Annotated in this window: 11 protein-coding genes; all 11 read left to right on the top strand. The window is 48.2% G+C overall.

Annotated elements, in window-relative coordinates:
* Nucleotides 1-420: 420 nt before the first annotated feature.
* The 11 genes from ftsZ (at nt 421) to ONB37_02985 (ending at nt 23,071) form a co-directional block, all read left to right on the top strand.
* Nucleotides 421-1,608 carry a cell division protein FtsZ gene (gene ftsZ / locus ONB37_03035; protein ID MDZ7399121.1) on the top strand — a complete coding sequence of 396 codons (1,188 nt, stop codon included), beginning with the start codon at nt 421-423 and terminating at the stop codon, nt 1,606-1,608.
* 400 nt (nt 1,609-2,008) lie between these two features.
* The gene (locus ONB37_03030) at nt 2,009-3,190 is read left to right on the top strand and encodes a glycoside hydrolase family 88 protein (GenBank protein MDZ7399120.1); all 1,182 of its coding nucleotides are present in this window, start codon (nt 2,009-2,011) and stop codon (nt 3,188-3,190) included.
* Nucleotides 3,191-3,230: 40 nt separating this feature from the next.
* The gene (locus tag ONB37_03025) at nt 3,231-5,702 is read left to right on the top strand and encodes a PA14 domain-containing protein (protein ID MDZ7399119.1); all 2,472 of its coding nucleotides are present in this window, start codon (nt 3,231-3,233) and stop codon (nt 5,700-5,702) included.
* A 151-nt stretch (nt 5,703-5,853) separates the two neighbouring features.
* Nucleotides 5,854-6,906, top strand: coding sequence for a methyltransferase (locus ONB37_03020; GenBank protein ID MDZ7399118.1), 1,053 nt, complete (start codon nt 5,854-5,856; stop codon nt 6,904-6,906).
* Between the two features lie 430 nt (nt 6,907-7,336).
* On the top strand, nt 7,337-10,186 hold the full coding sequence (locus ONB37_03015; GenBank protein MDZ7399117.1) for a PA14 domain-containing protein: 2,850 nt from the start codon (nt 7,337-7,339) through the stop codon (nt 10,184-10,186).
* 91 nt (nt 10,187-10,277) lie between these two features.
* Nucleotides 10,278-11,270, top strand: coding sequence for an L-glyceraldehyde 3-phosphate reductase (mgrA, locus tag ONB37_03010; protein ID MDZ7399116.1), 993 nt, complete (start codon nt 10,278-10,280; stop codon nt 11,268-11,270).
* A 58-nt stretch (nt 11,271-11,328) separates the two neighbouring features.
* Nucleotides 11,329-13,926: a glycoside hydrolase family 2 protein gene (locus tag ONB37_03005; GenBank protein MDZ7399115.1), complete on the top strand. Its 2,598-nt coding sequence runs from the start codon at nt 11,329-11,331 to the stop codon at nt 13,924-13,926.
* Between the two features lie 224 nt (nt 13,927-14,150).
* Nucleotides 14,151-16,331, top strand: coding sequence for a DUF5060 domain-containing protein (locus ONB37_03000; protein ID MDZ7399114.1), 2,181 nt, complete (start codon nt 14,151-14,153; stop codon nt 16,329-16,331).
* Nucleotides 16,328-17,332: a LacI family transcriptional regulator gene (locus tag ONB37_02995; protein ID MDZ7399113.1), complete on the top strand. Its 1,005-nt coding sequence runs from the start codon at nt 16,328-16,330 to the stop codon at nt 17,330-17,332. Before ONB37_03000 ends, ONB37_02995 begins: the two co-directional genes overlap by 4 nt.
* Before the next feature lie 72 nt (nt 17,333-17,404).
* Nucleotides 17,405-20,350, top strand: a complete 2,946-nt coding sequence (locus tag ONB37_02990) for a TonB-dependent receptor (protein MDZ7399112.1) — start codon at nt 17,405-17,407, stop codon at nt 20,348-20,350.
* A 186-nt stretch (nt 20,351-20,536) separates the two neighbouring features.
* Nucleotides 20,537-23,071 (top strand): T9SS type A sorting domain-containing protein, encoded by a 2,535-nt coding sequence (locus tag ONB37_02985; GenBank protein MDZ7399111.1) that lies wholly within the window; start codon nt 20,537-20,539, stop codon nt 23,069-23,071.
* Nucleotides 23,072-23,790: the final 719 nt, after the last annotated feature.

Raw genomic sequence — 23,790 nt, 5'->3', positions numbered from 1 at the left:
AAAGCCCAGGGCAGATGGCATGGATCGCACCTATTCAAGGATCTCGGGTGGTGCTTCCTGCCTTAGGCTTAATTTGTCTGATTCGGATGATTTCTACTCCGAAAATGGCATCGTGTGGGAGAGCCAGATTTATTCGCCTATTATATAAATTGACCTTTGCACAAAAAAGCATCAATGGGCGCGACAAAGAGGCCATTTGAGCTGCCATAGATGTATTTAGATTTTCGAATGAAAGGAAAATGATGAGTGCCATTGAGTGGAATCAATTCTGTCTCGGAAGGATGGAGAGCAAATTGGCCTTGGACAGAAATTAAAAATTGAAGATAAATGAATTGAACCAATGTAGTCACGGGCAAAGCCCAAAATGTGCAAATCATCTCGCATCACATACAATCCCATCCAAGTGAAGGAGGGCGAACTATGAGTTTGACATTTGACTTTGATGAAACGGTGAACCCTACGGCGACGATGAAAGTGGTCGGCGTTGGTGGCGCTGGCGGCAATGCGGTCAATCGGATGATTTCGGCTGGGTTGACCGGCGTGGAATTTATTGCGATCAATACGGATCTCCAAGCATTGAATACGTGCAAGGCGCCGATCCGGCTGCAGATTGGCAAGAATTTAACCAAAGGGTTGGGTGCTGGAGCGAATCCTGAGATCGGCCGTCGGGCGATTGAGGAGGACAAGGATGCCATCTTCAATGCGCTCAAAGATACTGACATGGTATTTATCACTGCAGGTATGGGCGGTGGCACTGGCACTGGTGCTGCACCAGTGGTGGCCGAAATCGCGAAGGACCTGGGAGCGCTGACCGTGGCGATCGTTACCAAGCCGTTCCACTTTGAAGGTCCGAAACGCATGAAACGGGCAGAGGAAGGTTTGGCGCAGCTCAAAGAACGCGTTGATACTTTAATCGTGATCCCCAATCAGCGGCTGCTCTCAATCGTATCTAAGGACACCCGATTGAACAAGGCGTTCCAGATCGCCGATGAGGTGCTATACAATGCTACCAAAGGCATATCGGACCTGATCTCGGTTCCTGGGTTGATCAACCTGGATTTCGCCGACGTAAAGACGGTGATGTCGGAAATGGGCGATGCGCTGATGGGTTCAGCCGTTGCCTCGGGAGAGGACCGTGCCATTCAGGCAGCGCAAAATGCTATCAAAAGCCCACTGTTAGAAGATGTATCCATTTCTGGAGCGCTGGGGTTGTTGGTGAATTTTACTGGGGGTGAGGACATGACACTCCCGGAAGTGGATGCCGCTGCCAGCATCATCCAACAGGCTGCGGGAGAAGATGCAAATATCATTGTCGGCGCAGTGATCGATGATCAATTTAAAGATCAAATTCGGGTGACCGTGATCGCTACTGGTTTTAATCGGAACGGTCGAAGCCAAAAGCCAGCCGTGCCGCGTCGCAAGATGGATTTCATCCATGCCTCGATCGATTATTTGGACATCCCAACCTATCAACGCCAGGCTGCAGAACAGGATAAAGGCAATGGCAACGGTCGGAATCGGGAATTGGAATTTCAAGAGGAAACAACGGATGCCAGGCCGGAAAATTATGAGCTTCCAACTTTTTTGCGACGCCGAATTGAGATGTAGGCTTGGTTGGCAGTGATTAGTAATCAGTGATCAGTAGTCAGTAATCAGTGATCAGTAGTCAGTAATCAGTGATCAGTAGTCAGTAATCAGTGATCAGTAATCAGGAATCAGGAAGCGGTGGGGTACTATGAAGGAGAATTGCTGAGCGGTATGCTGTGCCGTAGTAGTCATCCTGCTGATTGAAAATTAAGCCTAAGCGAGTTCAATCAATGCCAGGCCAAAAGTTCGCACTGTTTCATGGCGAAGCTGTTCCAGCTCAATTCGGACCGATCTGTTTTAAATGAAGGCATCTTGCGCCAGGGAATTGGGTTCGAGCTGAAGAATCGATAACGCCCAATTCAGATCTATGCCAGCTTTCAAGTTTCGCTGATTCCTGAGACGAAGAGGAGATTGTTATTTCATGAAAGCAACTGGTGCGATCATTATTATCTTGATCCTTTGTCTTTCGGGATGTCACCATAATGCTCCGATGCGTTTCGAGCTGCCACGAGATGCGGATCTGGTGCTTCAATTTGCGCTCTCTCAATATGTTCGTGCGGTCGAAAGCCTTACAGATACCACGCGAATGCCAGTGCAAGCAAGAGCCGATGGTTCCTGGGTTCAAAAACCGACCAGCGATTGGGTGAGCGGATTTTTCGCTGGTATTTTATGGTATCTTTACGATTATAGCAAAGACCCGTTCTGGGAGAAACAAGCGCGGCGCTGGAATGCAGCCCTGGAGCAAGAGAAATTCAATACCAGCACGCATGATCTTGGCTTTATGCTTTATAATAGCTTTGGTAATGGCTTTCGGCTCACCGAGGATCCAAATTATCGCGAGATTCTCATCCAGGGAGCGGAAAGCTTGATCAGTCGGTTCAATCCTATAGTGGGCACCATCAAATCCTGGGATGCCCCGCCAGAGGATCATCTGACCATAATCGACAACATGATGAATCTGGAATATTTGATGTGGACGTCGAAGGTGACGGGTGATCCCAAATACCGCAATATTGCGATTCGCCACGCAGATGTCACTTTGAATTACTTTTTTCGCTCCGATGGCAGTTCCTGGCACGTGGTGAATTTTGACCCTCACACTGGTGCAGTAAAGGAGAAAAAGACTGCTCAGGGATATGGCAATGAGTCTTCTTGGGCGCGCGGTCAGGCTTGGGGCGGCTACGGTTTTACCATGATGTATCGTGAAACCGGGGAACAGCGCTACCTCGATGCGGCTCAGAAAACGATGGATCGCTTTATCGAACGTTTGCCAGCTGATCGAATTCCATATTGGGACTTCGATGCGCCAAAGATACCGAACGAACCAAAAGAGTCCTCAGCAGCCGCCATTGCAGCTTCGGCGTTGCTGGAATTGAGCACTTTGGTGAAGGATACCAACCAAAAAGAGCACTACTATCGCGCCGCTGTGGAAATACTCAATCGTCTTGCAAATGAGCCCTATCTGGCTCATTCGGGACAATATCAGTGCCTGCTGCTTCATAGCAATGCCAGCGTTCCCGCTAAAGTCGATGTGGACGCAAACTTCACTTATGCCGATTATTATTTCATCGAAGCGCTGCTTCGATTATTGCGCTATCACTGATGGGAGATGATCGAGTTTGCCTGAAATAATGGAGGGAGTGATGCAAAGACAGACCTTACTTATGCTGCCGATCTTGATGTTGCTTGCAATGCGATGTTCTCAACCTGAGCAATGGCAGCCCGTTTCGGGCGATATCATGACGCGCTGGGCAAACAACGTAAATCCGAACAATCCTTTGCCAGAATACCCGCGACCCCAATTCGTTCGATCTGAATGGCTCAGTTTAAATGGCCTTTGGGAATTCGCCATACGACCACAGGAACAATCCGCACCCGATTCGTTCGATGGCAAAATTTTAGTTCCTTACCCAGTTGAATCTGCTTTGTCTGGGGTCAAAAAAATGGTGGGTGAGCAAAACCAATTATGGTATCGTCGCCGGTTTGAGGTGCCCGGTCGCTGGAAGAATCAAAAAATAATGCTCCATTTCGGTGCAGTGGATTGGCAAACCAGGGTTTGGGTCAATGATAAAGAGATCGGTTCTCATCGCGGCGGGTATGACGCGTTCAGTTTCGATATCACCTCAGCTTTAAACTCACAGGGGCCACAGGAAATCCTCATCTCGGTCTGGGACCCGATCGACAGCAGCTTTCAGCCTCGGGGTAAGCAGGTGAGACAGCCCGGCGGAATTTGGTACACATCAGTGACTGGTATCTGGCAGACAGTATGGTTAGAGCCAGTCCCTGACATCTTCATTCAATGGCTGAAGATTACCCCAGATATCGACTCCAATGAAGTGCATGTCCAGGTGTTCTGCTCCAGCACCCGTCCCAATTATCGCATCCAACTAAAAGTGAAAGACCGCGGCAAAACGATTGCCAAAGCTGAGGGCTTACCATTCGATGAGCTAATTTCAAAAATTGACCACCCGAAGCTTTGGTCTCCTGAATCGCCATCTCTTTACGATATTGAGATAGCGCTGCTGGACGATCAGGGCCGGGTGATTGACAAAGTGTTAAGCTATTTTGGAATGCGAAAGATAGGCTTGGGCAAGGATGAGCAAGGGATCACCCGAATTTTCCTGAATAATCAACCGATTTTTATGCATGGGCTGTTAGACCAGGGCTGGTGGCCTGATGGTCTTTATACCGCTCCAACAGATGATGCACTAAGATACGATATCGAAATTACCAAGCAACTGGGCTTTAATACTATCAGAAAACATGTTAAGGTCGAGCCAGAACGCTGGTACTATTGGTGCGATAAATTAGGGGTTCTGGTATGGCAAGATATGCCCTCTGGTGATGAATTTATCGACCCCGGCGATCTGGATTTGAAACGCAGCGAGACTTCGGCGTTGCAATTTAAGGCCGAGCTCAAGGCGATGATCAATGGCCGCTACAATCATCCCTGTATCGTGATGTGGGTGCCCTTTAATGAAGGATGGGGACAATTTGAGACCGATGGCATTACTCGCTGGATCAAAAATTTTGATCCCGGCCGATTGGTGAATAGTGCCAGCGGCTGGACCGATCGGGGATGCGGCGATATTATTGATATTCATCGCTATCCTGGCCCTAGTAAACCAGCCAACGAGCCATCTCGCGCAGCTGTCCTGGGCGAATTTGGAGGTTTAGGACTAACGGTGGCCAGTCACACCTGGCGTGGTGAGAATAATTGGGGATATCGGGGCTATCAGACCGCGCAAGAATTGACCATGGCTTATCAGGAGTTGACCCGCAATCTGCTTCCCCTAATTTCACAAGGTTTGTGCGCTGCTATTTATACTCAAACCACGGATGTAGAGGTCGAGGTCAATGGCATGATGACCTATGACCGAGAAGTGATCAAGATGAACCCAGAGCTGGTTCGGATGATCAACCAGGGCTATATCTCTCCACAAATCGTTTCGGATGACGAAATCTTTCTGGATCAGGCTCGCATCGAGATGATCACTGCCAAAGGAGGACAGACTCGCTATACGCTCGATGGCAACGAGCCCATGCGCAATTCACCGCTTTACGAGAAGCCGATCGTGCTTAACACGACTACTACCATCAAGGCCCGTACTTTCTGGAATGATGGCACCAAAAGCCTCATTTCCTCGTTTCGATGTGAAAAAGTTACGCTCACCGAGCCAGTAAGCGTGGAAAATCCAAGGCCAGGTCTATTAGGTCGCTATTATCAGGGTGAATGGGATCGACTGCCCGATTTTAGTGCTTTAACACCAATCTTTTCACGGACGGTCAATGCGATCGATCTAAAAACAGCCCAGCACCAGGAGAATTTTGCGCTCGTATTTGATGGGTTCATCATGATCAATCAGGATGGGGTTTACACTTTCTTTGTGACATCGGACGACGGCTCGAGGTTATGGATCGATGACAAACAAATTGTCGATAACGACGGTTTGCATGGGATGATCGAGGCCTCAGGGAAAATCGCTCTGAAAAACGGCATGCATCGCTTCATTCTTCATTTCTTCCAGAAAAGGGGCGGTTCAGGGCTGGAGGTCCAATTCAAAGGCCCTGGGATCGAAAAACAGCCGCTGCCCAGTTCAATTTTATTTCATTGAAATCGAAAATAAGGCAAAACTTTAGCGCATTACCGTCTTTGGAGGGTTTTCATCTTATTATCATCATGCAGCATTCGTGAACATATTCAATTGGCACTCTGAGAATGATTATGATCTTCTCTGCCACAATCATTTTGATTTTGGAATGACCATGACACAAACTTCCCGTGAGTTGGTGACTCGATGTTTGAAATTTGACTACCCAGAGCGCATGCCCCGCGATTTATGGCTGCTGCCCTGGGCCTCAGAACGCTATCCCGATACTGTCTTTCAAATCAACCAGCGATTTCCTTCGGACTTTGTGACCGTTGAATATTTTTATCCTCCCTCATCCCGGGTTATAGGTGATCCGTATCAGGTGGGAAGTTACACGGATGAATGGGGTTGCGTTTTTGTTAACTATCAAGACGGTATAATCGGCGAAGTGAAAGATCCAATTATCCCAGATATATCGGAATGGCGCCGGGTTCAGCCGCCTTATGAACTGCTTCCGAAATCGCTCGAACCGGCGCGAAGCCAGATTGCTGCGTTCTACGAGAAGACCGATAAATTTGTTTTTGCCAATTGTTGCCCCCGCCCTTGGGAGCGGTATCAGTTTCTACGCGGCTCTGAAAATGCATTCATCGATGTCATGATGCCAGAGCTGGGCGGTGCAGATCTGCTCCGCTCCATTCATGAGTTCTATTTGAAAGAGCTGGAATTCTGGGTGAAAACCGATGTCGATGCCATCCGATTCATGGATGATTGGGGCGCGCAGCATCAGTTGCTCATACCGCCGCGCATCTGGCGCGAGCTGTTCAAGCCGCTCTACCGAGATTATTGCGATCTCGCCCATGCTCATGGCAAATTCGCCTTCATGCATTCCGATGGGCACATCTTAGAGATCTACGCTGATCTGATCGAGATCGGTGTCGACGCTATCAACTCACAGCTTTTTTGCATGGATTTTGAGGCGCTGGTCAAAATTGCTAAGGGAAAAATCACATTTTGGGGGGAGATCGATCGGCAGCATGTATTGCCTTCAAAAGATCCTGATGTTGCCAGAGCAGCGGTAAGGCAGGTGGCCAAATATCTCTACGATCCAAGCGGTGGCATTATTGCTCAATTCGAATTCGGAGCCGGTGCAAATCCAGCTTGCGCGTTAGTCATCTTCGATGAATGGGATAAAATCGCTGCTCGTTCGTCAATCAACGTTCAACCTTGACTCGCGATTTGATTGAATACGAGTGAATAATTTCACCGAGATCTTTATCAAGTTTCTTCCAAATTTCTCGATCCCCCAACCTGTAATTAACTCAGAAGCTTTCACTGCTTTTAATTTATGATTGGATCTTAGAAATTGCCATCCTGCGGATGGTTCATTGAAAAAGAAAATTTCTAATATGAGTTCAGCAATACGATTTAAAAGGAGCGATTTGTCGCCGAATGATTCAAAGCAGGTGAATTTGTAGCAGGCGAATTTGCGGCAGGCCCGTTTTCGCAAGATGATTACGAGGGCGATGATGATTGGAGAATGGAATTTTGGGTTATGCTGCAATTGAGTTTTCTTTCGGATTGAGCCCAAAAATCGCTTGATTTTAACTTCCGCAATTGGGTATTCGCTCAACGAACAAATACCATTTGAAAGGAGTCCTATGTTTGAATTCGATCTTGTTTTTGGGATTATTCTCTTACTCGTTTTCGCACCTGTCGTCACAGCGGGGGTTTTATGGAATGCCCGTCAAGAACAAAACATCATGAATGGCGCTGTCTTGGAGCTGCCAACTGGCAAATTGCGCGTCCAATATTACAATGATCAAATCGTAAGAGTAACCTTTGCGCCAACGGACCAATTGCTAAATAAAAAAAGTTTGGTCGTACTTCGTTCCCCTCAGCCACTCGATCTTCAGATCCGTGAAGCTCCAGAGACCATATCGATATGGGGCAAAAAACTTCGGCTCACAGTAAGTCTTCAATCTGGGTCAATTCAATTCAGTGATGCCAATGGCCAATTGATTTTGCGCGAGAAGGCAGAGGAACCGCATCGCTTGGTCCAAGCCGAAGTGATGGGGGAACAAATTTACCATGCTACCCAACGATTTGAGCTTCATCCTGAGGAAGCCATTTATGGGCTTGGTCAGCATCAAACTGGGGATATGAATTATCGCGGAAAAAAGGTGATTCTGGTCCAAACCAATACCGCAGCGGTGAATCCGTTCCTGATCTCGACTAAGGGCTACGGGATCCTGTGGGATAATTACTCCAAGACCATTGTTCACGACGATGAGAACGGGCTTTCATTCTGGTCTGAAGTGGCAGATCAGATCGATTATTATTTCATTGCGGGTCAGATCATGGACGAGGTGATTTCGGGCTATCGCTGGTTGACTGGCGAGGCCCCGTTGTTCGGGAAATGGGCCTATGGCTACTGGCAGAGCAAGGAACGCTACGTTGATGCGAAGGAATTGGTGGCAACCGTTGCAGAATTTCGGCGTCAAGGCATTCCGCTCGATAATATTGTCCAAGATTGGCGCTATTGGGGTGAGAACGAATATTGGAGCTCAATGAAATTTGACGAAACCATTTTCCCAGAGCCTGAAAAAATGATTGAACGATTGCATAATGAATTTCACGTTCATTTAATGACTTCGATCTGGCCGTCGTTGGGCGAAAAGACTGAGATCTACCAGGAGCTCAAGCAAAAGGGATTCATCTATCCGCCGAAACACTGGATTGCTGGGTATGTTTATGATGCTTATAGTGAAGAGGCTCGAGAGATCTATTGGCGCTATATCAAAGAGGGATTGATCGCCAGAGGGGTGGACGCGCTATGGATGGATGCTACGGAGCCTGAGTTAGGCGATCAGCATTCTTACGACGTATCGGAGCAATATTTGAAGCGATTTGGAAGGACAGCGCTGGGCAGTTTCGCCCGCTATTTGAACCCGTATTCGCTCATGACTACCGAGGGAGTTTACCAGGGATTTCGTCGTGATTTTCCTAACAAGCGCGTTTTCATCCTGACCCGATCAGCCTTTGCTGGACAGCAACGGAACGCGGCGGCCACTTGGTCTGGAGACATCTCGGCAACTTGGGAGGTGTTTCGCAAACAAATCTCGGCGGGTATTAACTTCTGCATGTCTGGAATCCCATATTGGACGCATGACATCGGCGCCTTTTTCACCTCAAGCCGTGGCGGACTTTATCCAGCGGGTTGCAAAGACCCAGCCTATCAGGAGCTATATGTCCGATGGTTCCAGTTCGGGGCTTTCACGCCGATCTTTCGGAGCCATGGCACGGGAACTCCCCGCGAACCATGGCAGTTCGGCAAACCCAGATATTGGGCCTATGATGCGCTGCTAAAATTCCTGCATCTCCGCTATCGGTTACTTCCTTACATTTACTCCATCGCGTGGCGGGTAACGTCAGAGGGCTATACGATGATGCGCGGCTTAGCGATGGATTTCGCCAGCGATACATTTGCTCGCGGAATCGACAATCAGTATCTTTTCGGACCGAGCTTCTTGGTTGCGCCAGTGACCGAGGCCATGTATTATGAACCTGCCATTCCTTCTCCAATCCCAAATCAATGTCTTTTTGCACATCGTGAAGGGCCAAATGGACTGCAAGCCGAGTATTTTGCAGGCGCCGATTTCGATCATCGCGTAAATACTCGTATCGACTCCGTCGTGAATTTTAATTGGAGTGGCTCCAGACCCGAAAATTGTCCAATCGAAAATTACAGCATCCGTTGGACTGGCGAAATCCTCCCGACGGAGACCGGTAATTATGAGATCGGCGTCCTCACGGATGATGGCGCTCGATTGTGGCTGGATGATCAGCTCATCATCGATGCTTGGCAAAAGCAGGCCATGACCTATTATTCGAAGCAAGTGCAATTAACACAAAATCGACGATACAAAATAAAGCTAGAATATTTTCAAGCTGGGGGAGATGCGGTGATCAAATTGGTCTGGCGAACGCCAGTTCAGCAACAACAGCTTGACCAATTGAAAGTGAAATCGCTCAAAGTCTATCTCCCAAAGTGTGCTGGCTGGTACGATTTCTGGACCGGGGAGCTCATTCGCTCTGGAGGATATGTGGAACGCGCAGCGCCCGTAGATATCATGCCGCTATATGTCAAATCTGGCTCGATTATTCCGATGGGGCCGCTCAAGCAGTACGCAACCGAAAAACCAGAGGACCCTATCGAGCTGCGCATTTATCCTGGGGCGGACGCGCGATTTGTCTTATATGAAGACGAAAACGAAAATTATAATTATGAGCAAGGTGTCTATTCGATCATTCCATTTGAATGGGATGAGGCAAAGGAGACTCTCACTATTGGAGCAAGACAAGGGGAATTTCCAGGGATGCTGAAGCAGCGTGAGATTCGAATTGTCTGGGTCCAAGCTGGTCATGGTGTTGGCGTGGAGGTTACAGCCAAGCCGGATGTCGTGGTTCAGTATACTGGGCAAAAAAGATCTATAAAAAAGCCTCATTAACATCGGCTGAGAAATCGATATTATCACGAGAATGACGCTAAAAATGCAAAAGAGGTACTGAATTTTAACTGAGGAATTCGAGGCGAAGAGGATGAATTATATCGCTCCAAGCGATCGTTATGATCGCATGATCTATCGGCGCTGTGGCCGAAGCGGCCTGAAGCTTCCAGCTATATCCTTGGGACTATGGCATAATTTTGGGGGAGTAGATGTTTTCGAGCATGGTCGAACCATCATCAGACAGGCATTCGATGCCGGGATCACGCATTTTGATCTGGCCAATAATTATGGTCCGCCGCCAGGTTCGGCTGAGGAAAATTTTGGTCGCATCCTGAAAATGGACTTCCAGAGCTATCGCGATGAGATGATCATATCGACAAAGGCCGGGTATTACATGTGGCCAGGACCTTATGGGGAGTGGGGATCGAAAAAATATCTGATTGCCAGTTTAGAGCAAAGCTTGAGACGGCTGGGTTTGGAATATGTGGACATCTTTTATTCCCATCGCTTGGATCCAGAAACTCCTTTGGAAGAAACTATGGAAGCCCTATATCATGTGGTGCGGCAGGGCAAGGCGCTCTATGTAGGAATTTCCAATTATCCTCCAGCCGAGACGGAAGAAGCTGCGCAAATTTTAGAACAGAGCGGCGTCCACTGTTTAATTCATCAGCCCAAATACTCTATGTTTGAGCGATGGATCGAGCATGGACTGTTGGGTGTATTGGAGCGACGAGGCATTGGCTGCATTGCCTTTTCGCCGCTGGCTCAAGGGCTATTGACCGATCGGTATTTGGATGGGATCCCGAAAGACTCTCGTGCTGCAAAACCGACTGGTTTTTTACAGCTGGAGGAAATTACAGAGGCAAAATTATCCCAAATTAGGGCGCTGAATGAACTGGCCAGACGCCGCGGCCAAAGTTTAGCCCAAATGGCGATAGCGTGGGTGTTGCGTGATCCGCGCGTGACCTCCGCCTTGATTGGAGTCAGCCGGCTAGAACAATTGCAACAGAATCTCGCAGCTCTGAATAACCTGAGCTTCTCATCAGAGGAACTTGAACAGATCGAGAAAATCTTGCAAACTTAGCTGAATTTCGCTCATCTTCAAGATGAGCTCCATTTTTGGTCTCGTTATGGAGCCTCATATGAAAAAAACGATCGCTTTTATTTTGCTGATAACTGCTGTTAAGGTGGCGAGCTTCAGTGAATGCTTCTGCAGTAATCGCTCTCACATGAAAATTGAACTCAATGACAATTGGCACTTTCGTCAGGTTGGCTGGGAAGAGTGGCTTCCAGCCCAAGTCCCTGGGACGATTCATACCGATCTTTTGCTGAATGGAAGGATCGGCGATCCATTTTATCGAACCAATGAGCGCGACCAGCAATGGATCGATAAAGTTGATTGGGAATATCGAACTATTTTCGACCTCGAGAAGGAGATGCTGCAACAAGAAAACATCCAGCTAATCTTTGATGGGTTGGACACGTATGTCGACGTGTATTTGAATGGTTCAAAAATTCATATCGCGGATAACATGTTTCGGCAATGGCGTGTCGATTGCAAGTCGCTCCTCAAGCGAGCTGGAAACGAATTGAAACTCTATTTCCATTCACCGGTCAAAGTCGATCTGCCGAAGTTGGCAGCGCTGGGCTATCAACTTCCAGCGGTTAATGATCAATCAGAAAATGGTGGGTTAGGGGATAAAAAGATCAGCGTATTTGCCCGAAAGGCAGGTTATCACTATGGCTGGGATTGGGGGCCTCGATTTGTCACCTCCGGCATCTGGCGTCCGATTCATTTACTGGGATGGAACAAGGCTCAGATCGATAACATCCAGATCGTCCAGAAAGGTGTTACGAGCGAACTGGCTGAGATCTCTGCAGTATTTGAGATTGAATCTACCTCCGATCAAGAGATGTTGCTATCGATACAACTGAAAGATCATCCTCAGATTTGCGTCCAGCGTTTGGTCAAACTGAATCAAGGTATGAATCGCTTATCGTTAGATTTTCGGATTGATCACCCAAAGCTGTGGTGGTGCAATGGCCTGGGCGAACCGCATTTGTATTATTTGGAAGCGCAACTCCGCAGAGGTCACTCGGTACTCGATGCGCAAGTGGTGCGCTTTGGGGTGCGTACACTTAAGCTGATTCAGCAACCGGATCAGTGGGGAAAGAGCTTCTATTTTGAACTGAACGGAGTACCAGTATTCGCCAAAGGTGCCAATTATATCCCCAATGATAACTTTTTGCCGCGAGTCACGCGCGAACGTTACGAGCAGGTGGTCAAAGCTGCTGCCCAAGCCAATATGAATATGCTTCGCGTATGGGGCGGCGGTATCTATGAAAATGATATTTTTTATGATCTCTGTGATCAATATGGTATTATGGTATGGCAGGATTTCATGTTTGCGTGCGCCATATATCCTGGCGATGAGGAATTTTTGGAGAGCGTGAAAGCCGAGGCAATCGACAATGTCAAACGGCTGCGGAACCACCCCTGTTTGGCACTGTGGTGTGGCAACAATGAAATCGATGTGGCCTGGTCCCACGACACCCCAGGCGGCTGGGGCTGGAAGGAGCGCTTTTCTGAGCCGCTGAGAAGAAAGCTCTGGAATGACTATGAAACGATCTTTCATCGTCTCTTGCCGCAAGTAGTGGCAGAATATGATCCGAAGACGTTTTATTGGCCGTCTTCCCCGCTTGCTGATTGGAACCAGCGGGCATCCTATGAGAGCACCTCGGGCGATGTCCATTACTGGGGGGTCTGGCATGGTCGAGAACCATTCGAAAATTTCAAAATCAGAATCGGTCGGTTCATGAGCGAATATGGGTTTCAATCCTTCCCAGAATTCAAAACCATCCAAAGCTACGCTCAACCAGCAGATTGGGATCTCAGTTCCGAAGTGATGATGGCGCATCAGCGCAGCGGCATCGGCAATCAGCGGATCAAGGAGTATATGGATCTGTATTATCGCAATCCCAAAGATTTCCAATCGCTGCTTTATGTCAGTCAGGTACTGCAGGCCGAGGCCATCAAGTCAGCCATCGAAGCCCACCGCAGCAAGGCGCCATTTTGCATGGGCTCGCTCTATTGGCAACTGAATGATTGCTGGCCGGTGGCGTCGTGGTCCAGCATTGATTATTTCGGTCGCTGGAAGGCGTTGCACTATTTTGCCAGAAAGGCGTATCAGGAGATCCTTGTCGTCCCAACTACTGAGAATGGAAAACTCCAGGTTAAAGTTGTGAGCGATCGGCTTCAGCCCCTCCAAGCAAATTTGCGAATGGAAATCATTCGCTTCGATGGCGAAAAGCTCTGGGAAACGTCCCAGCCAATGATCGTGCAATATAACTCAGCCCAGATATGCTTTGAGGCGAACCTCGATGAGCTACTGAAAGGCATGGATCGCCGAAGGATCGTGCTGCGCGCTCATGTCCATACGGAGGATCGCCTAATAGCTGAAAACCTCCTTTACTTTCTTCCACCAAAGGAATTGGAATTGCCCAAGGCCAGTATCTCCATCGATGTTTCTGAGACATCCGATGGATATCGGATTGACCTTTCAACTGATGCACTCGCGAAAAGCATTTATCTTTCTATTGATGAGATCGATGGGCTTTTTTCAGATAATTATTTCGACCTTTTGCCGAAACAGAAAGCCACGGTCTTTTTTTATTGTGGGCAAAAAACAGCCGACTTTGGACGCAAATTAAAGATTATGACGCTTTGCGATAGCTATTGAGCTCCGCAAAAAAAATTCTTCAGCTTCCATAAAAGGATTTGATGTAACAGAATTGGCCCTTTCGCTGAGAACGGATTGGCTCTTTTGCCCATTGATTGCCCCATACTTTGATGACGATTGAAATTTTTTATAATTTTTAAAAAAAGTGCTTGACATTCTGGGTGAAAAACATTATATTGGGCCAAATAACGAAAACGTTTTCTGAAATTCAAGAGATCAGAAAAATGAAAAGCGTTATTCTTATCTTCTTTTGGCTATGTGGCATTAGCCTTTCCTGTTTACTTGCTCAACCCCAGTTTATTGATTTTATCCCGTTCCCACCAACAGTCCATCAATACCAACCGCAATTCAGCAGTGTGAAAATCAAAGCGCAGCTTGCTAATCCCTTTGACGTCAATGAGTTTCAAGTTAATTTAATTTTGAAGAGCCCCTCAGGAAAGAAGATCGTCCAGCCGGGATTCTTTGATGGGTACGATAATGGGCTGGCAATCTGGCGCATCCGGTTCACGCCAAGTGAGTTGGGGCGATATTCATACCAACTGAAATTGCAGGCGAATTATCACGCGAAATCCACTAAATCGTTTTCGTTTAAATCGATCGCTTCTGGCCGCAATGGCTTCATCAGAACAAATCCCAATTCCGATTACACTTTTCAATTCGATTCGGGTCGCTTATTCCGAGGTTTTGGGGAGAACCTCTGTTGGGCGGATGATTACGAATACTATTTCAAGAAGCTGAATGCCATCGGCTGCAATTTCGTCCGCATCTGGATGTGCCCATGGAACTTGTATCTGGAATGGTCAGATCCTGGATTGGGCCGATATCATCTGCCAAATGCAGTGCGATTGGATTCGGTTTTGACATTGGCGGAGCGATATCACATTTACATCATGCTCTGTTTCGATTATCATGGCGTAGTGCAGCGGGAGGAGGGATATTTCAAAGAGAAGAAATGGGACGAGAATCCCTATAATCAAAAAAATGGCGGACCATGTGCGAATGAAGCAGATTTTTTTAATCATCCGATTGCCAAGCGATATTACAAGAATCGATTGCGTTACATCGTTGCTCGATATGCGTTTAGTCCGCAAATCCTTGCTTGGGAGTTCTGGAACGAGGTGGATCTTACGGCTGGCCGACCTGAAGATGTCGTGGCCTGGCACAAGGAAATGGCTGCTTATTTACGTCAGATCGATCCGTATGACCATTTGATCACCACCAGTTTTGCGCATGGCGAATATGACGGCATCTGGGAAATTCCCGAAATCGATTTCACCCAGACGCATCTCTACAATCGCCCGAATTTCGCGGAGCTCATCCCTGCCATTATCGACCGGTATCGTCAAACCTACGGTAAGCCCCATGTGGTGGGTGAGTTCGGCAGCGATTATCGCGGTGCCCAGGCGACCCGTGAGAACGATCCCGATAATGTGGCTTTACATAACGGATTATGGGCCGGATTGTTTGCCCGGACTCCAATTTCACCTCTGAGCTGGTGGTGGGATGAATTGATTGATGCCGATGATCTATATTTCCATTTTCAGGCCATTACTCGTTTCGCTCTGAATGTGGCTACTGGGGCTGCGCCGATCGAGCGATTGGAGCTTGCCGACATCGTCATTCCCAAAGCAGCTCCTGCCAATGATAGTCTGCTGGTTTTTCCTGCAAAGGGCTGGCAGAAAATTCAATCCTCACATTTTGAAATTCGAGAAGATGGTGGCATTTCTGACCGCGATCAAATTCCAGCCTATCTATTTGGCAGTTCAAAACCAGACATGAAGCAGCCTATCGATTTCAAAATTACCTACAAAGCCAATGGGAAATTCACGGTCCATGTGGATGAGGTATCCGATTTTGGGCTGCTGAAAATCTATCTCGATGGCAAATTGGCCTTGGAACAGCCGCTACCATTGGGCCCAGGTGAAGGCCAATGGGAGCGCAGCGAGTGGAAGCCTGAAATCAATATGTTCCAGGGCGTGTACGATAAGCCGTATGGGATCGAGGTTCCAGCCGGGCTGCATACTATTCGGGTCGACAACGATGGTCGGGATTGGATCAAGATCAAGCATTTCCTATTTGAAAATACTGGATTGAAAGCAGGTGAAAGAATTAAAGTTGTTGGAGTTCAACAGGACTCAACTTTTTATCTCTGGCTGCGGCATGAACGGTATCAATGGCAATTTTCGAAAGAGAAGATATTGGATCGCGTGCCAGAAACGAGCATGATTTTGACCCATCCTATGCTCACTTCGAGCGGCTATCGGGTTGAATGGTGGGATCCTTATAGGGGCAAAATTTTGGCAGAGCAGCGAATTGACGCTGACCACTCAAATGTTCTGAAGCTAAATATTCCTTCATTCAAGAACGACATCGCAGGAAAAATTTACGTGGAACATTCAAAATGATGACCATCAAGGAATTTGCAAAACTTGCTCAAGTTTCGCAATCAACCGTCTCGAAAGCGCTGAACGATCGCCCCGATGTCAGCCCAGAAACGAAAAGCAAAATTATCGAACTGGCGAAAAAGTATAATTTCGTGCCTAATGCATTTGGCAAAGGTTTAAAGAAGCAGGTGACTGAGAATATCGGGGTGATATTTTGTCGTGAGCACCAGCCGCTGTCTGGCAACCCATTTTATTCAAGGGTATTGGAGGGGATTGAAGCGGAACTGGCGCTTAAAAAGTTCAACCTGATTTTGCAATTGATCCCAGAAGCTGAGCAAAATGGGCTGCCCAAAATGGTTCGGCAGCAACAGGTGGATGGGCTGATATTGGTTGGAATTTTCAAAGATCAATTCGTGAACAATATCTTGCGCAATGATATCCCTGTCGTTATGGTCGATCCGAAGTTCAGCGTGGATGATTGCTGTCAAATTTTAATTGATAATGAACAAGGGGCCTATATTGCCACCAAATATCTCATCGAGCGGGGTCATCGCCGGATCGGATTTATTTCGGGAGATCTGGAGCGCATGAGTTTTCGGCAACGGCTCGAAGGCTATAAGCGCGCGCTTCAGGATAGTGGATTGGAAATCGATCCTGCATTGATTCAAACCGGTGGTCTGGAACGAGGATATGAACATGTGAAGCGGCTGTTGATATTGAACGATCGACCGACTGCAATTTTTGCAGCAAATGACATTAATGCCATTCACGGATACAAAGCGATCCAGGAATTCAAATTGAAGATCCCCGAGGATATCAGCGTGATCGGATTTGATGATATTGATCTGGCAAAATATGCCATGCCGTCGTTGACTACGATCCGAGTATATAAAGAGGAGCTTGGTTCAATTGGCGTCAGGACGCTATTGGATCTAATCCGAGGGGAGATTAAAACGCCGATCAAGACGATATTGCCGACCAAATTGATCGAACGGGATTCGGTGAAAAAATTGGCTGTTTGATCGAGCGATCCGAAAAAGTCGGAGAGTATCATTGGCGAGCCCATGAGAAAATTTTCAGGGAGGAAAACTGAGATGAACAAGCCTATCATTTGCATGGTGATTTTGGCCATTTTGCTAACGGGCAAACTCTATGCTGCTCACGGGGTGATCAAAGGGAGGGTGGTGGACTCAGCGACTGGCGATCCGCTACCGGGAACCAATGTTTGGATCAAGGGGACGAACGTCGGCGCGGCAAGCGATCTGAAGGGCTATTATACGATCGCCAACGTCCCGCCTGGAGAATATACGTTGCGAGTGTCCTACATTGGTTATGAGACCCAGGAACTACCCGTGATGGTGAAAGCTGGCGAGACCGTCGTGAAAGATATCAGTTTGGTATACGGCCAAGTATTGCGCGGCGAGACGGTCGTTGTGACGGCTCAGGCTTCGGGGCAATACACTGCGATCAACCAACAATTGGCCTCCAATACTATCGCTAACATTGTGTCGAAGGCCCGAATTCAGGAACTTCCCGATGTCAACGCTGCCGAGTCGATCGGTCGTCTGCCGGGAGTTTCGATTCAACGCTCTGGAGGCGAGGCGACCAAAATTGAAATTCGGGGCTTATCGCCCAAATATAACACGGTCACGATCAACGGTGTCACGGTCCCAGCGACCGGCGGGGATGACCGCAGCGTTGACCTATCGCTGATCTCTTCCTCGATGCTCGATGGGATCGAGGTGAGAAAAGCCAACACGCCAGATATGGATGCGGATGTGATCGGTGGAACAGTGGATTTGAAACTGAAAGAGGCCGGGGAAGAATTGGCGATCAACGCGACGGCGCAAGGCGGCTACAATCGGCTCCAAAATTATTATGGCAATTACAACTTCATGGGAAGTGTCAGCAACCGATTTTTAGATGGCAAGCTCGGGATCATTGCCACGGTCAACGCGGATGATTACGATCGCAGCGCCGATAAGTTCTCTGGCAATTATCGAGAGATCCAGGTCGCCGGGGTAACCGGTATCGCCGTCCATGATATCTCGTTGCGAGAAGATAATGTCAAACGTGGCCGAACCGGGGCCAGTTTGTTATTGGATTATCGGATTCCGTTCGGCAAGGTAACGGCGAATTCGTTCTACAATCGGCTCAAATGGAACGGCCTGTTTCGGTTCAATCGGATGAATGTCAACGATAATCGGCATTATTACGATCTCGAGGATCGAGGGGGTACTACGTCGATTTTCACTGGAGCCGTGGGCGCCCGCCAGGATTTTAATTGGATCCGCTATGATTTCAGCGTCGCCAGAACCGCATCTCGAGCGGAAAGTCCAGAGGACCGCACCTGGACGTTCGTTCAAGAGAACGCTGCCTTCAAAGATGTGACCAATGAGACCCGAGCTAAAGATGTTCCTGCCCATGCCACTGTCGATTCCAATATGACCGGCCTGTCTGATATCTACATTTATGATACAAAGCGCGATGAGAATCAGACTATGGTGCAATTGAATATCGAAGTTCCATTTCGGCTGACCAAATGGTTAAGCGGCTATCTGAAAACCGGCGGCAAATTGCGCTGGCTGGATCGAACGAATGATGAAAATCAATATGGCCGCAATGGGCTTCAATATGGCAGCGCCACAGGTGTCAGCCAACCGCTTGCAACCATCATTCGAGAAATGGCCAAAAATTATCCAGAGGAATGGGATTGGATCAAAGACTCCACTTTGGTTCGAAAATATGGGCTGTTGCCCATTGCTCGAGTGCTCAGCAATTACACGAGATCTGATTTTTTGAATGGCGAATATCCCTTGGGATTCGTGGCCGATATTCACACCATGAATAAAATAACGGATGTATTCAGCCGTACCAATGAATGGAAGCGTTATGCCATCGGTTCTCGTGGCCGAGATTATGATGGGGTGGAGCGCTACCAGGCGGCATTTATTATGGCCGAATTCAATTTCGGCAAGCGCATCACCTTATTGCCTGGGGTACGTTGGGAGAAGGATTATTCGAAGTATCATGGTCAGCGCTATCGGGAGGTGGTAATCAACAACATCCAACAAGATCCAACAGATCTGGATTCTCTGGAAAACGTGCGAAAAAACCAATTTTGGCTGCCCATGGTTCATCTTCGGCTTCAGCCAGCGGAATGGTTGCGCATTCGCTTAGCCCGTACGGAGACGCTGACGCGGCCAGATTATATTCATTATGCGCCGATCACTTCGATCAACTCCTATCAAAGCTACATCCGTGCAGCCAATGCGCTCTTGAAACCTGCCAAATCTACCAATTATGATGCTTCCATTTCCGTTTATCAGAACTATGTGGGATTGTTTACCGTTTCTGGGTTCTACAAATCGATCGATGATCTGATCTTTCAGGTGAGATTAAAATTGGCAGAAGGCGTACCCGTTCCAGTCGGTTTGAATATTCCGACAAAATGGCTGGAGAAAGCCTCCCCTGAGGTAGATACGTACTTGAATAATCCCAATCCCGCTCATTACAAAGGTGTCGAGCTGGATTGGCAGACCCACTTTTGGTATTTGCCCTCGGTTTTCAAAGGCTTGGTGCTCAATGTGAACTACACGCGCATCTTTTCTGATATGAAGAAGCAGCTCTATTTTTTGCGCCGTGGGCCGATCATTCCGGGCACGCGACCGCCGCGCTATTCCAATATTTTAGTCGATAGCACCCGCACGGCGCGAATGCCCGACCAGCCCGCCCATATCGCCAATATCACCATTGGTTATGACTATAAAGGTTTCTCTACGCGGCTTTCATTTTTATATCAGACGGACAAGGTCACTTTCATCAGTACCGAGCCGATTCTTGATAACTTCTCTGGTGCTTATGCGCGCTGGGACCTCACAATTCAACAAAATCTGACTCGCAGTCTTCAGTTGTTCGCCAATTTCATCAATCTCAATAACCGGCGCGACCAGCATTTCCGTGGCTACACTTTGACCGATCCGACCTATATAGAATATTATGGTTTTACCATGGATATTGGAATTCGATATCGGCTATAAGAGTCGAGATGAATTATGGATCAGCATGACACCAGTTCATGAATTTCGCATGAGGTACCTGAATAGGCAACTCTGACATCATGGTTGGTTTCTATCGATCATTTTAACTGAGAAAGCTTTTCAATAAAAAAATAATTTAATTTGTCCTAATTCATCAACCTTTAACCATTATCGAGGAGGATGCATATGAAACTGATCTACCGAATGATGTTGGTGACCGCCATGCTATTGGTGGTGACTTTGCCGCCGCGGGTAGCCAAAGCGCAGGTAGGGGACACGTTGTTGGTCGAATGGGCTAACCCTGATGGAACGGTGAAAGTGAATGCCCTGTATGATGCAATTAAGGGCGATACGCTCCCTGGAGGTGCCAGGAAGAACGAGAACCGGGTCTACAAGCTGCAAAAAGGGGGGTTCTACTGGATCACTGAACGTATTGAGAACAAGGGATTTCATCTGCGCATCGTGGGCGAAACCCCAGGGCCGACCGAATTGGAGAACCCTGCCGTTATTCAGATGCATCCCAGACCCGATGGCTCGGTGGACGGTAGAATCATCACTGGGCAGAGCAGCGTGACGTTGAAGAACTTGTGGCTCACCGGTCGCGATTACAATGGCGTTCAGACCTACTATCAACCAATTCAAATGGACGCGAGCAATTCGCGGTTCATTTTTGACAACTGCGTGTTAGAGCAGACCAATTTCGCGTTGATCGCGTTTACTGGCAAGAACAACGATATTTTCTACACCAACTGCAAATTCCGTAACCTGATCGGCCAGCCGAGCACCCAGCAATGGGAAGGCCGGGGCATCTCGATCTGGGCGGACCAGGATACGGTGATAGTAGAGAACTGCACCTTTTTTAATGTTGGAATGACCGCGTTCCAGCTCGAAGGAGGGGCAGCTTCTTATATTCGTTTCAATCACAATACCATTGTGAACTTAGGACGCAACGTTCACTCAGGGAACTGGTTCCGCGAGGCCTATTTCACCAATTGCCTGATCGTGAACGGGTTCTGGCACGGTGAAGGACGGGTGGATCTCTCCAACCCCAATCGCGATCCGCGGGCAACTTGTGCTGGACTGTTTAGCGTTGGGGCGCTGCCCTCGCAATATGGTCCAGAGCAGGGCCGTCGCATCGTGATCGCAAAAATGGCCACTTGGCGAGATCCTAAATTCTACACGTTCTACGGTGATTCCATCGCAAAACAGTACTACATCAATCCTGCAACGGCTCAGGATTTCTTTGACAAATACACCGACCACATGAAGATCCTCGATACGCTGTGGTTGGCGAATGAGCCGGGATTACCCACCTATCCCTCCGACATTATCGATGACATGATCCAGAATATCAGCGATCTACGGGCGGGCAGGACGCCAGCTCACCCCTATTTTTGGAAGCCGACCCAATATCCAACCGATGTCTCCTGGCCGCTTCCCGAAAATTTCGCCTACACGGATGCTGCATTAAAAACGGCTGGCACGGATGGTCTGCCGTTGGGTGATCTGAACTGGTTCCCAGCCGCCAAGGCGAATTTTGAGGCGAATAAAGAGACATATATCAAACAGATCGAGGATTTGGCTGGCCCGCGGGTGAAACTCGAAGTGGTTGGCACTTATGAAGCGGAGGCTGGAGCATTGGCTGGTACTGCAGCGATCGAAAAATTCCAGGGTTTCTCCTATTTCCAGATGGACGGCGGCGGCTTCATCGAGTGGAAGTTCAACCTCCCGGCTGCCGGGCAATATGACCTCAATTGCTGGACTCACATGCGCGGCAACAGCATGAGAGGACAACGGATCATCGTCAACGGCGTGAGCATTCATGATCCCAAAGGCTGGGGCGAGTACATCTGGGATACCAGTGCCGGTGTTCATGCGGGGATGCCCATCAACGAATGGACCTGGACTTTGATAACCCAAGCCAATATTCTTGAGCCAGGAGCATTGACGCTTCCGGCAGGCGAGAACACAATCCGCATTGAATCATCCTGGGGTTGGCAGAATTTCGCTGGCTGGGATATTATCGACTTCAATACCCGGGCTGTGGTCGTGCAATTGCGCGCCCCAGATGTGACTTCATATGAGCTGGTTATCCCGCGGGGCGAAGGCGCCAAATTCACACCCCAAGGATTTAAATCCGTACAACTGGGTGCCAATGGCAGTATAAGCTGGACCATGAGCCCAGCAGTCGATGGCAATTATCGCATCCAAGTGTTCTATCAGAATCCCGGCAGTGCTCAGGCAGTTCAAATTAAGATCGATGGTGCCGCCGTGTTGTCCAATTTTGTGCTTGACGGCAAGCCCGACTCCTCCGGCGCCAATATTCTGTCCGATGCATTTTCAATGACCGCTGGTTCGCACATCGTCGAGCTGGTCGGCAGCAATGTGAATGTGGATTTTGTCCAGTTGATCAAGGAGACGATCGCATCGGTTCGGAACGATCAGAACAAACTGCCGCTTGGTTTCGCGCTCGAGCAGAATTATCCCAATCCGTTCAATCCCAGCACGACCATCAATTTCACTGTGGGAAAATTATCTCATGTGGAATTGACAATTTATAATGTGCTGGGCCAGAGAGTCGCGACGCTGGTCAACGAGCGGATGCAACCTGGCGTCTATCGCGTGACGTGGGACGCTGCCACTGTGCCTTCAGGACTGTATTTCTACACGATGAAGGCTGATGGTCATCAATTCACTCGAAAGATGATGGTGATCAAGTAGCCAGCAGAGCTGAATTGGTCTATATCGTTTCTTATCGCAGAATATCGATGCGAGCAATCGCACCATGCCTCTTCATGCAGGTATTTTCGGTCTATTCGAGCTGACGAGCCTTTGATCGCAATTCCGACTTTCGGAGCAATTGATGGATTTTGCAATTGATGATATGGCGATAATCACCTGCATCTGGCAAGGAGCAAACCTGCGCTGAAATCTGGGGAGGGTATGAAAGGTGAAATCCCTCCCCAGAAATCATTTGCCAAGTTTGAAATTTTGCATCAGCATAGCAGAGGGCTTTATTCGCCCTCTTTTTTTAAATTCCAATGGCCTTTCAGCAGATGACTCAGGTAATTAGTCTTTATGATCTTGGGAATTGGTAAGCTTGAATAGGAATGGATAACATCTTAGGCAAGCGGGGTTGGGATAAATTAGTTTTGCAATAGGATAATTCCTGCAATTAAAATTTTTGGCAGGAGGATCTGTATTTGGCGCTCTCTCTGATGAGTAAATACTGTGGTTGGATTATCTGCTGTTCAGAGGGCTGGCTGGCAGATGGATGGGGAGAGAGAAATTGATTTAATAAGCCCTGTTAAAGGGATTCCTGCCTTCGCAGGTAATACATGCTCTGAAAGGGGTCCCTGCATTCGCAGGGATGACATGCTCTGAAAGGGGTCCCTGCCTTCGCAGGGATGACATTTTCTATGAATTCTATTTTTTTGTGA

It is taken from the genome of candidate division KSB1 bacterium (assembly GCA_034506395.1).
Taxonomy (GTDB): domain Bacteria; phylum Zhuqueibacterota; class Zhuqueibacteria; order Thermofontimicrobiales; family Thermofontimicrobiaceae; genus Thermofontimicrobium.
Note: the sequence above shows the minus strand (reverse complement) of the source record. Positions and strands in the feature narration are given on the sequence as shown.